Source organism: Streptomyces apricus (assembly GCF_008369065.1).
GTDB classification, from domain to species: Bacteria; Actinomycetota; Actinomycetes; order Streptomycetales; family Streptomycetaceae; genus Streptomyces; species Streptomyces apricus.
Genome location: NZ_VDFC01000034.1, coordinates 1 through 10,989 on the forward strand (window position 1 = coordinate 1; position 10,989 = coordinate 10,989).

General features: G+C 73.7%; 11 protein-coding genes. 3 read left to right on the plus strand and 8 right to left on the minus strand.

Annotation, left to right across the window (positions count from 1 at the left end; translation table 11 throughout):
- Nucleotides 1-12: 12 nt before the first annotated feature.
- Together FGF04_RS11680 and FGF04_RS11685 are read right to left on the minus strand one after the other, a co-directional pair.
- Nucleotides 13-3,345 carry an ABC transporter permease gene (locus FGF04_RS11680; RefSeq protein WP_235882284.1) on the minus strand — a complete coding sequence of 1,111 codons (3,333 nt, stop codon included), beginning with the start codon at nt 3,343-3,345 and terminating at the stop codon, nt 13-15.
- 193 nt (nt 3,346-3,538) lie between these two features.
- Entirely contained in the window at nt 3,539-4,087 is a 549-nt protein-coding gene (locus tag FGF04_RS11685) for a hypothetical protein (protein ID WP_149511233.1), read from the minus strand.
- A gap of 207 nt (nt 4,088-4,294) precedes the next feature.
- On the opposite strand from FGF04_RS11685, the gene FGF04_RS11690 reads away from it, so the two are divergent.
- The gene (locus FGF04_RS11690; protein ID WP_149511234.1) at nt 4,295-4,717 is read left to right on the plus strand and encodes a YciI family protein; all 423 of its coding nucleotides are present in this window, start codon (nt 4,295-4,297) and stop codon (nt 4,715-4,717) included.
- Nucleotides 4,710-5,855 carry an RNA polymerase sigma factor gene (locus FGF04_RS11695; RefSeq protein WP_149511235.1) on the plus strand — a complete coding sequence of 382 codons (1,146 nt, stop codon included), beginning with the start codon at nt 4,710-4,712 and terminating at the stop codon, nt 5,853-5,855. Before FGF04_RS11690 ends, FGF04_RS11695 begins: the two co-directional genes overlap by 8 nt.
- Before the next feature lie 51 nt (nt 5,856-5,906).
- Here the strand turns inward: FGF04_RS11695 and FGF04_RS11700 are convergent, their stop codons facing one another.
- The 3 genes from FGF04_RS11700 to FGF04_RS11710 all read right to left on the minus strand — a co-directional run bounded on the left by FGF04_RS11700 (nt 5,907) and on the right by FGF04_RS11710 (nt 8,812).
- A complete protein-coding gene (locus tag FGF04_RS11700; protein WP_408055610.1) occupies nt 5,907-6,665 on the minus strand; it encodes an ABC transporter ATP-binding protein in 759 nt (252 codons plus the stop codon).
- Nucleotides 6,666-6,777: 112 nt separating this feature from the next.
- Complete coding sequence (locus FGF04_RS11705; protein ID WP_149511237.1) at nt 6,778-7,833, minus strand: taurine ABC transporter substrate-binding protein; 1,056 nt, start codon at nt 7,831-7,833, stop codon at nt 6,778-6,780.
- 88 nt (nt 7,834-7,921) lie between these two features.
- Nucleotides 7,922-8,812 (minus strand): ABC transporter permease, encoded by an 891-nt coding sequence (locus FGF04_RS11710; RefSeq protein WP_408055607.1) that lies wholly within the window; start codon nt 8,810-8,812, stop codon nt 7,922-7,924.
- A 499-nt stretch (nt 8,813-9,311) separates the two neighbouring features.
- Here FGF04_RS11710 and FGF04_RS11715 point away from each other — a divergent pair, with 499 nt between their 5' ends.
- Nucleotides 9,312-9,794 (plus strand): DUF6924 domain-containing protein, encoded by a 483-nt coding sequence (locus FGF04_RS11715; RefSeq protein WP_149511238.1) that lies wholly within the window; start codon nt 9,312-9,314, stop codon nt 9,792-9,794.
- 104 nt (nt 9,795-9,898) lie between these two features.
- On the opposite strand, the gene FGF04_RS11720 is transcribed toward FGF04_RS11715, so the two are convergent.
- The 3 genes from FGF04_RS11720 to FGF04_RS11730 all read right to left on the minus strand — a co-directional run.
- On the minus strand, nt 9,899-10,189 hold the full coding sequence (locus FGF04_RS11720) for a hypothetical protein (RefSeq protein WP_149511239.1): 291 nt from the start codon (nt 10,187-10,189) through the stop codon (nt 9,899-9,901).
- A gap of 54 nt (nt 10,190-10,243) precedes the next feature.
- The gene (locus FGF04_RS11725) at nt 10,244-10,429 is read right to left on the minus strand and encodes a hypothetical protein (protein WP_149511240.1); all 186 of its coding nucleotides are present in this window, start codon (nt 10,427-10,429) and stop codon (nt 10,244-10,246) included.
- Between the two features lie 163 nt (nt 10,430-10,592).
- The coding region (locus FGF04_RS11730; protein WP_149511330.1) for a PaaI family thioesterase at nt 10,593-10,989 on the minus strand (397 nt) is incomplete at its 5' end.

Consider the following 10,989-nt stretch of genomic DNA (forward strand, 5'->3'; position numbering starts at 1 on the left):
TTCCACCCCACCTCACCGGTCCTCCCCCGCCCGCAGCACCCTGGCCAGGTCGACCCGTCCCAGGAAGCGGGCGGCGACCGTGACGACCGCGCAGATCAGCAGGGTCGTCGCGCCCGCCGTGAGCGTGACGCGGGTCCAGGGCACGGAGGTGAGCAGGCCCGGGTAGACCGGTCCGCCGGTGTCGTCGACCGTGACCACCGGCATGATCGTGGCGGCCAGCGCGGTGCCCAGCAGGGTGCCGAGGACCGCCGCCACCGCGGCGAGCCCGAGTTGTTCGGTCCACAGGTACCCGGCGAGCTGTCCGCGCCGCGCTCCGAGCGCCCGCAGCAGCGCGAACTCTCGGGTCCGGGCGCGTGCCGAGAGTGCCGTGTGCAGGGTGAAGCCCACGACGGCGAACGCCGGGGCGAGGACGAGGCACAGGGTCAGCGCCCCGCGCGCCCCCTGCCGCAGGGGGTCGGCTGCCAGCCGGGCCCGCATCAGCGGCACGTCGACGGCCGTGCCGAGGCGCGGGTCGGCCCGCACGGCGGCCAGCGCCGCCGTCGCGTCCCCGCGGTCCGCGGCCACCCACCAGGCGGACTCGGCGGCGGGCAGGGTGCCACCCCGCACGAACTGGGCCGCCATGGCGCGCGAGTCGGCGAGCAGGCGCGGCCGGTCGCGGTCGGCGCCGGGAACGGCGTCGATCTCCCCCACGATCTCGAAGCGGGCGGTGCCGCCGCCGGCGCGCTGCATCGTGATCGTGTCGCCCACCCGGGCCACGCCGGACGAGAGCAGCGCGCGGTCGGCGAGCGCGGGCGCGGCCGTGCGCTCCCGGCCGCGGTCGGTGCCGAGCCGCACGCTCCACGTCGGGTACTTGCTCGCGGTGTCCGGTCCGCGCAGCACGGCGTCCAGGAGCGTGCCCGGCGCTGGGCGGTCGGAGCACAGCACGGGTCCCGGGGCGGCCCTCGGCGGCTTGCGCGACTTCTCGCCGGGGCACCCGGCGACCTTCAGGTCCGGCGCGTCGGTACGCAGACTGCGCCAGCGGGCGGGCTCGGTCAGGCCGGGTACGCGGTCGACGGAGAGCCGGTAGGTGCGCCGTACAGTCTCGCCGGTCATGCTCAGTCCGAGCTGGACGATCCGTACGCCCGCGCCGGCGACCGGTACCTTCAGGCGCACGGTACGGGCCGCGCCGCCGGTGTCCTTCAGGACGACGTCGGCGGCGCGGGTGAGGCCGTCGGCATCCACGAAGTGGACGGTGAGCGTGACCGGTACGGGGGTGCCGGGTCCGTCGACCGACAGCCGCACCCGCAGTGGCAGTTCGCGCGCCGAGCCTCCCGGGCGCGCCGAGCCTGCCAGACGCGCCGAGCCTGCCGGACGCGCCGAGTCGGCAGAGCCAGGCGGGTCGGCAGAGCCCGCCGGGCCGTCGAGCGGCAGTCCGTACTCCGGGATGTCCCGGCCCAGCGGCGCGACGAGCCGGGACACCGGCCGGTCGGTGAGGTCGGGGCGCAGGGCGGGTGCGGGCCCGCGTGCGGTGTTGACGCCGGTGACGGTCATCCAGCTCTGCCCGAGGTAGCCGTTCGCCTCGACCACGGGGGTGACGCTCCTGGCGCCGGGCAGTGCGGCGTACGTGGCGCGCCGGTCGGCGGTGGCGAGTCGCCGGCCGGGGTCGATCCGCAGGTCGGCCCCGACCCGGAAGACCGCCTGGTCGTGGTCGCCGCGGTCCAGGATGGCGAGGGCGGTGCTGCTGAGCGCGGCGACGGCCAGGGCGAGCGTCACCAGCAGGGCGGGACCGGCGTGGCGCGCGGCCCGCCGGGCGATCTGCCAGCCGCCCAGGGGCAGGACGAGTCCGGTGCCGCGCCGGGCGAGGGGGTCGGTGATCCGCGCGGCCAGCGGCAGCGCGCGCAGCACGAGCAGTGCCGCCGCGCAGGTCATCGCGACGGGCGCGAGCACCAGCACCGGATCGACGCCGCCGCCGGTGACCGGCGAACGGTACTGGCGAAGCTGCAGCCAGCCGACGACGGCGACGGCGGCGAGCGCCAGGTCGGCGCCGAGCCGCTGCGCCCCGGCGAAGCGTCCCGGGCGCAGCCGCAGTCCGCGTACCGCGTACCGGTCCCGTACGGTCCGCGCGGTCGGCTGCAGCAGGGCCGCCCCGTGCACCGCGACGGCGAGCAGCGCGGCGGTCCGGCCCGCGGCGAGGGTCGCCGTCGTGGGTACGTCGCCGGGGATCAGCCCCGCCCCGTCGAGGAGCCGCAGCAGTGGGCCGGCGAGGAACGGCGCGGCCAGCCCCGCGGGCACCGCGACGGCCGCCCACTGCGCCGCCGTCGCGGAGACCAGCCGGGTGGTGCCGGCGCCGCGGGCGGCCAGCAGCGCGAGTTCGGGACGGCGGTGCTCGGCGAGCTGGCGGGCGGTGAGGACGAGGGCGGCGGCCGCCAGGGCGGCGAGCAGGGTGGCCGGGACGTAGAGACCGGCGCGGGCCACGGCGACGGGGGTGGCCAGGTCGTCGAGCGCGTTGTCGAGCGTGGACCTGACCTCCAGTGCGGCCGCGGGGGACGTACCGCGGAAGACGGAGAGCGCGACGTCGCTGCCGCCGAACGCGTCGGCACGCTCCGCCAGGGGCCCGATGTCGCCGAGCCGGACTCCGCCGGTGTCCGGCACGGCCAGCCAGAGGGCGTCGGCGTCCCCGGACAGGCCCGGGGTCGTCGTCAGGGCCCGGCGCGGCACCAGGGCCATGGAGTCGGGCGAGGAGAAGGTGGGGGTCAGGCTGCCCCAAACCGCGGGGCTGCGGCCGCCCGTGCGGTACAGCCCGGCGACCCGCATCCGGACCTGCCGCCCGTCGGTGGAACGTACCCGCAGTTCGCCGCCCGGCCGCACGGCGAGCTCCGCGGCGAACGCCTCGCCCAATGCCGCCTCGACGACTCCTCCACCGGCCCTTCCGCCGCCGGCGCCTCCGTTGCCGACACCTCCGCCGTCGGCCCCTCCCCCGTCGGCCGCCCGTGGCCAGCGCCCCGCGGTCAGCTCCGCGTGCTGTCGGGCGCCTTGCAGGGCGACGAGCGTGACGAGTGCGTCGTCACGCCGGCGGCCGTCCGCCTCGGTCACGCTGAGCGCGGAGGAACGGTTGGCCGGGATCCGTAACGCGGACCAGGTGTGATGCGGTACGCCGCCGTAGGCGCGGTCGGCGGCGGCGCGCACCAGGCGGTCGATCCGGTCCGCGTCGCGTGCCCGGTACGTGCCGGAGACCTCGACCACGGCGGTCGGATCGCGGGCCAGCCGCCGCTGCGTCCCGCCCTCGACGGCCTTCTCGGTGAGCGCCGCGAGTGCGGCCAGGACGGTGGCGGCGAGCAGCACCGCGAGTCCGGCGGCACCCAGCACCAGTCCGTGGTGCGCGGTTCCGCGCACTGCGACGGGCGCGCGTCTCCCCCTCAACTCGCCGGCCTCCCCCCGTGCGGCCCGCACAGTATGGGTCCGTCCGTCCGCGTGCCGCAATCGTCGGGAACGGCCCGGTGCGAACGTCAGGAACGGCCCGGCGCGAGGGAGCCGGTGGCCGGCGGGCCGCCCACCCCGGTCACTCGGGGGGTTCGAGCATGGGCTCCCCGCAGGACTGGCACTCGGCGTACACGTCGAGGTCGTTGAGTATGTCGGCGTACTCGGGATGGCCCTTGAGGGCCGCCGTGGCGGCGAGCAGGTAGCCGGTCGTGCTCTGGTCGTGCGTGCCGGCGGCCAGCGTCCGCGTCAGGAGGTCGAGGGCCTCGGGGAGGGCCCGGCGGTACGCGTCCGCGATGTCGTCGGGGAGGTCCGCGGGGACCTCTCCGAGCTCGCCGGAGCACATGACGACGAGGCCGACGACGTAGAGGTAGTCGTCGCGTTCGGTCCGGGCCGGGGGAAGGCCGCGCGCGAGGGCGACGAGGTGCGGGACGGCGGCGTAGGCGGCGGGCCAGGCGGTGCCCTCGGAGCACAGGTACGGCCACAGGTCGCCGAAGCGCTCGGTGTCCGCGGGGTCGGCGGCCAGCCGGCGCAGTTCGTCCGGGACGAAGGGGGCGTCCGGTGCGCCCCGTCCCCCTGACCAGTTGCGATGGTCGAGGGAGGGCCAGCGGGGGTCGTCCAGAGAGATCATGGGCGAGAGTCTGACGGGCCCGCCGAGCCGATGTCCCTGGATTCAGAGATCCGGGGATACGCGGACACGCGGACACGCGGATACGGGGATACGGGGATCCGGGGATCCGGGAAAAGTTTTCGCGGTGATGTCGAGAACCCGCGCCCGGCCCCGTCCCCGGGGTGAAGGCGGTCAGAATGGGCCGTCCCGGCACCGAGGAGAACGACGATGGCCAAGTACCTGCTGCTCAAGCACTACCGGGGCGCCCCGGACCCGGTCAACGACGTGCCCATGGACCGGTGGACGCCGGAGGAGATCTCGGCCCACGTGCAGTACATGAACGACTTCGCGGGCCGGCTGCAGGAGAGCGGGGAGTTCGTCGACAGCCAGGCGCTGGCGCCGCAGGGCACGTTCGTCCGGTACGACGGCGAGGGGCGTCCGCCGGTCACCGACGGCCCGTTCGCCGAGACCAAGGACCTCATCGCGGGCTGGATGGTGATCGACGTCGACAGCTACGAGCGCGCGCTGGAGCTCGCCGGTGAGCTGTCGGCCGCTCCGGGTGCGGGCGGGAAGCCGATCCACGAGTGGCTCGAACTGCGTCCGTTCTACGGCGTGTCCCCCACCGCCACGGAGTGCCTCTTCCATGGATGAAGCGCTGCTCCGGAGTCTCACGCCCGGAGTGCTGGGGATCCTCGTCCGCCGCGGGGCCGGCTTCGCGGCGGCCGAGGACGCCGTGCAGGACGCCCTGGTGGAGGCGGTCCGCGTCTGGCCGGCCGCGCCGCCGCGGGACGCGAAGGGCTGGCTGGTCACTGTGGCCTGGCGGCGGTTCCTCGACGCGACCCGGTCGGACGCCGCCCGGCGCCGCCGTGAGGACCGCGTCGAGGAGGAACCGGCCGCCGGGCCGGTGCCCACCGCGGACGACACGCTCCAGCTGTACTTCCTGTGCGCGCACCCCTCGCTGACGCCGTCGTCGGCGGTCGCCCTCACCCTGCGCGCGGTCGGCGGACTGACCACCCGCCAGATCGCGCGGGCGTACCTGGTGCCGGAGGCGACGATGGCGCAGCGCATCAGCCGGGCCAAGCGCACCGTCTCCGGCGTGCGGTTCGACCGGCCGGGCGACGTGGCGACCGTGCTGCGCGTCCTGTACCTGGTCTTCAACGAGGGGTACTCCGGCGACGTGGACCTGGCCGCCGAGGCCGTCCGGCTCACCCAGCAGCTCGCGGCGTCCGTCGACCACCCCGAGGTGGCGGGGCTGCTCGCCCTCATGCTGCTGCACCACGCCCGCCGGGCCGCCCGCACCGCGCCCGACGGCAGCCTGGTGCCGCTCGCGGAGCAGGACCGCACCCGGTGGGACACCGCGGCGATCTCCGAGGGCGTCGCAATCCTGCAGGCGGCCCTGGCCCGCGACCGGCTGGGCGAGTTCCAGGCCCAGGCCGCCGTCGCGGCCCTGCACGCCGACGCGCCCACGGCCGCGGAGACCGATTGGGTGCAGATCGTGGAGTGGTACGACGAGTTGGCGGCCCTGACCGACAACCCGGTCGTCCGCCTCAACCGCGCGGTGGCCGTGGGCGAGGCGGACGGCCCGCGGGCGGGCCTGGCGGCGCTGGCGGCCCTGGACGACTCGCTGCCCCGCCACACCGCGGCGGTGGCCTACCTCCACGAACGGGCCGGCGACCTGCCGGAGGCGGCCCGTCTGTACGCGGAGGCGGCCCACCGGGCCCCCACCCTCGCCGAACGCGACCACCTGACCCGCCAGGCCGCCCGGTTGAACACGCGGCTGAACACGTGACTGAGCACGCGACCGGACACGTGACTGAACGCGCGGCGGGACGGCGGAAGGTCAGGCCGCCGCGGCTGACTTGACCGCGTGGGCCACCTCCGCGCGCAGTTCGGTGAACTCCCTGGACTCGCGCAGTTCGTCGGCGTCGACGGTGCCCCGGGGCAGGGTGATCGGCAGGTCCAGGGCCACCGTGCCGGGGCTCTTGGTCAGCACCACGATGCGGGAGCCGAGGAACACCGCCTCGTCCGCGGAGTGGGTGACGAACACCGTGGTCCGGCCGGTCTCGGCGGTCACCTGCCGCACGTCCTCCTGGAGGCGTTCGCGCGTCAGCGCGTCCAGCGCGGCGAACGGTTCGTCGAGCAGGAACAGCGGGTTCTCGGCGGCGAGGGCGCGGGCGATGGCGACACGTTGCTGCTGGCCGCCGGAGATCTCCCAGATGCGCCGCTTCCCCGTACCCTCCAGACCGACGCGCGCCAGCAGCTCCGCCCGGCGCTCGGGCCAGCGGGCGCGGTCGACGCCCGCGTAGCGCAGTGCCAGGTCGATGTTGCCCTGCACGGTCCGCCACGGGAACAGCCGCGGGGTCTGGAACACCACGCCGGCCGTGTCGCCCGGCCGCGGCGCCGCGCCGGAGACGCGCACCGCCCCCTGGGTGGGCTGCTCGAACCCGGCGATCAGCCGCAGCAGTGTGCTCTTTCCGCAGCCGGAGGCGCCGACGAGGACCAGGAACTCGCCCGCCGGGACGGTCAGGTCGACCGGCCCCACGGCGGTGACGGCCGCATCGCCCCGGCCGTACCGGTGGGTGACGCCGTCGAGGCGCACAGCCCCGGTCCCTTCGATGCCCTGAGTGCCCTCGGTGCCCTGAGTCCCCTCGGTGTCCCGGACTCCCTCCCCGGCGTCCTGTCGCCCGGCTCCCTTGTTCACGTTCACGGTCTCACTTGAGGACATCGGGCAGTCCCTTCAGGTAGAAGGCCTTGCGGACGGCGTCCTCGGACGGCGCGGCGTCGATCTGCTTCTGGTCGGCCAGGAACCGCGCGGTGTCGGAGACGTAGGTGAGCAGCTTGCCCGGGCTGCCGTCGGTGCCGAGCCAGTCGGCGGAGGCGACCTCGTCCGGGGTCAGGAACACCCCTTGTGCGAGCTGGGCCTTGGCGTCCGCCTTGCTGATGGACAGCTCGGCGGCGACGGCCTCGACCGCACCGTCGGGGTCCGACTTGAGGAGCTCCAGTGCCTCGGCCTCGACCTTGCGCCAGGTGTCGATGGCCTTCGGGTCCTTCGCGATCAGCTCGTCGGAGACGACGGCCAGGTCGAGGGTCGGCTTGCCGCCCGCGCCGATCTCCTTGCTGCTGGTGAGCTGGGTGCCGCTCTCCCGCAGCTCGTCCAGCGTCGGCAGCCACACGTAGGCGGCGTCGATGTCCTTGCGCTGCCAGGCGGCGATGATCGCCTGGGGCTGCAGGTCGACCAGCTTGACGTCGGACGGCTTGAGCCCGGCCCCCTCCAGCGCGGCCAGCAGGCTGTAGTGCGACGTCGAGGCGAAGGGGGTGGCGACGGTCTTCCCCTTGAGGCCGGCCACATCGGATATGCCGGCGCCCTTGCGGGCCACCAGCGCCTCGTTCTCGCCCGCGACGTCGAGGATGAAGGCGACCTTGTACGGGATCGGTGAACTCCCCGAGATCCCGCGGGCGAACGGGCTGGAGCCCAGCGCGGCGATGTCGAGCGACTTGCCCAGGAAGGCCTGGTTGACGCTGGCGCCGGAGTCGAACTTGATCCAGGTGATCTTGTAGTCCGGCAGCGCCTTCTCCAGCAGCTTCCGGTTCTTCACGATCAGGTCGCCGCTGGGGAACGCGAAGTAGCCGATGCGCAGCCGCTTCGAGCCGCCGGACGAGGACGCCTCGCTGTCCGAGGAGCAGCCGGTGACGGCCGCGGACACCGCGGCCAGGGCACCGGCGAGCAGCAGGCGTCGGGACGGGCCTTGAGGGATGGAGCGAGGCATGGCGGGGCCGTTTCTGTTCAGGTTCCGTGGGATGTTCGGAAAAGTCAGGAAGGAACGAAGGAGCGGAGAGGGGAAGAGAGGAGGACGACTACACGTGTCCGCGCCAGGGCACGACCGCGCGTTCCAGCCGCAGCAGCAGGCCGTCGATGACGAGTCCGGAGACTCCGATGGCGATGATGCCGACGAGCACCACGGGGGTGTTGTTGTAGTTGGCGGCGTCCTTGACCATGCCGCCGATCCCCGGCAGCCCGTTGACCAGTTCGGCGGCGACGAGGGACGAGTAGGCCACCCCCACGGCCAGCCGGATGCCGGTCAGCGTCTCCGGCAGGGCGGAGGGCACGACCACGTCCTTGACCACGTCCCAGCGGGACGCGCCCAGCGCGCGGGCCGCCTCGACCAGGCTCTGCGACACGGCGGTCACCGCGGTCGTCGTGGAGACCGCCACCGGCGGGAAGGCGGCCACGGCGAGCAGGGTGATCTTGGGTTCCTCGTTGATGCCCAGCCAGATGATGAGCAGCGAGAAGTACGCCAGCGGGGGCAGCGTCCGCAGGAAGGTGATCCAGGGCTCGAACAGCGAACGGACCCAGCCGACGGTGCCCATGACGAGGCCGAAGAGCACCCCGAGGACGATGCCGAGGCCGGCGCCGAGCGCGATGCGGCGCAGGCTGATGCCGAGGTGCTCGATGAGGGTCGTGCCGTTGTAGCCGCGTACGCCGTCGTGGGTCGTGGACACGTCGATGAACGCGCTCCACACCTTGGCCGGCGGCGGCACCAGGGTCTCGCTCCATGTCCCGGCGGCCGCGAGCAGTTGCCACAGGAGGAGGAACAGCAGGAGCGAGCCGATCGGCAGGGCGATGTGCCGCAGCCGTCCGGAACCGGACCCGGAGTTGGAGCCGGATCCGGGCAGACGTCGCCGCGCGGGCGGTTCGTCGGGAAGAGGGGTGAGCTCGGCCTGGGGCGGAGCCGGGGTCGTGGACACGGGGACGGGCCTCCATGGGCGCCGGAAGACTGATGGCCCGGGCAGCGGGACAGCAGCGCATCGGGCAGCGACGGGACAGCAGGACGGCAAGGGAGCAGAACGGCGAGACAGCAGAACGGCGGAGCCGAACGGCTCACGGAACGCACCGGGATGCGGCGAAGAGGTGTGCCGCCGGGAACGTCACCGGACGGCGGAACGCGTCAGGAACGCGGGATCAACAACACGAACAACACGCGGCGGAACAGCGGCACAGGTCGATGACCAGGCGTCGCACCAGCGGTTCGTGATTCATGGGGCCCATTTCTACCGCAGCCACGGCTCTTCACCAAGAGCTGTCCCACTTCCTGGGACCAACTGCCCGCGCGGACAGGGCAACTCGCCGGACCACATGTCAGTGCCCCATGAGAGGGTCACGCACGCTGGGCACGGCGATGGATGCCGGGCACGGCGATGGATGCCGGGTACGGCGATGGATGACGGGTACTACAAGGGGCACTTCATGAAGGTACTGCCGGAGATCGTCGGTCGTGACGAGTTCGACGCCCTGGTCGTCAGGACCGACTACAGCGACGAGGCCGCATGGCGGGCGGTGACGACGGAGCTGGCCCAGCCGTGGGGGGACGACGGGGAATACGAGTCCTCGGTCCACATCGTGGACGATCCCGTCTGGTCCGGTGCGACGCCCGACGAGGTGCTCGACGCGGTGCGCAAGGACGAGAACCTGTCCGTGGTGTTCCTCGCCGACCCGGTGACGATGGGATCCGCCCACCGCGCCCTGCTGGCCCTGGACGTCTTCGACGAGGAGGACCTCGACCCGGTGTACGACCAGGACCTCATCGACGCGCCGCCGCCGCGCGAGTTCCGCACCGTCCCGGTCGGCGTCCACGACATCCACGCGAACCTGGCGATCGCGAACATGGACTTCGCGGAGTTCGCCGAGTCCGCCTCCGCCGATCCCGAGTGCGTCTACCGGTCCCTCTGAAGCGGTCGGACGGTCGGGCGGTCAGGCAGCGGCGGTGCCCCATGCGAACGCACCCGCCGTAGGGACCACGGCGGGTGCGTTCGGGGAGCGATGGGTACCGGTGTTCAGGCGCTCACATGGCGGACCGGCGCCCTGCGGGGAGCGGCGTGGTGCGCCGGTGCGTCCGCGCCCGCGTTCTGCAGGCGCCGCAGCCACAGGGACGTCACGGCCAGGAGACCGGCGAAGACCAGCATGAAGAGCGCGGACACCCACATCTGCCGGCTGCCGGGATGCTCGTACCCGATCCAGGCGGCCGAGGCCGCCCACAGCAGCGCGGCCGTCGCGTAGAAGGTGCGCATCCGGTGCAGTTGCCGTACGGCCCGCAGGGACGTGGTGTGGTCTTTTTTCGGTGCCATGCCGCACCGTGTACCCACGTCGCCCCATCCCTCACAGGGCATCACCCGCGGAATCTAGGCGTTGCGGTGCTCGAAGTCGCGTCGTACCGCCGCGCCTTCGTCCTCGACCAGACCGGCCCGGTCCGGGAGGTCGAGCACGGCCCTGCAGTGCTCGCACACCGTCGCCCCCTCGGCCGGCCTGCTGCCGCACGCCTTGCAGACGCGCCGTGCCGTCGTCCGGTCCTCGCTGCTCTCCGTCATGACCTCTCCCGTTCACATCTCGATCGCGTCGCGTGCCGCGCGGTGCGCCGTACGACGCACCGCGTGCCGTACGCCGTGCAGAGACCGGGTTCCCTCGGGGCCGGTCATGATTCCTCGGGAGGATCCCTCGGGAGAAGGAGGCCGCGGCCGCGGGCGGAGCGGATCAGCTCGCCGCAGGTACGGGGAAGAGCAGGCAGCTGCTCGTGGCGTGGGCGAGCAGGCGGTCGGTGGAGTCGAGCAGTTCGGCCTGGGCGAGCGCGGTACGGCGGCCGCTGTTCAGGACGGTGCCGACGGCGCGCACCTTGCCCGTGTCCACCGTGATCGGGCGCAGGAACTTCAGGGTCAGGTCGAGCGAGGTGTACGCCATGCCCTGCGGCAGCACCGACTGGACGGCGCACCCCGCGGCCGAGTCCAGGAGCGTGGCGTAGACGCCGCCGTGCACGCTGCCGATGGGGTTGTAGTGCTCCTCGCCCGGGGCCAGGGTGAAGACGGCCCGCCCGTACTCGATCTCCTCCAGGGCGAAGCCCAGGGCACTGCCGATGGGCGGGGCGGGGAGGCGC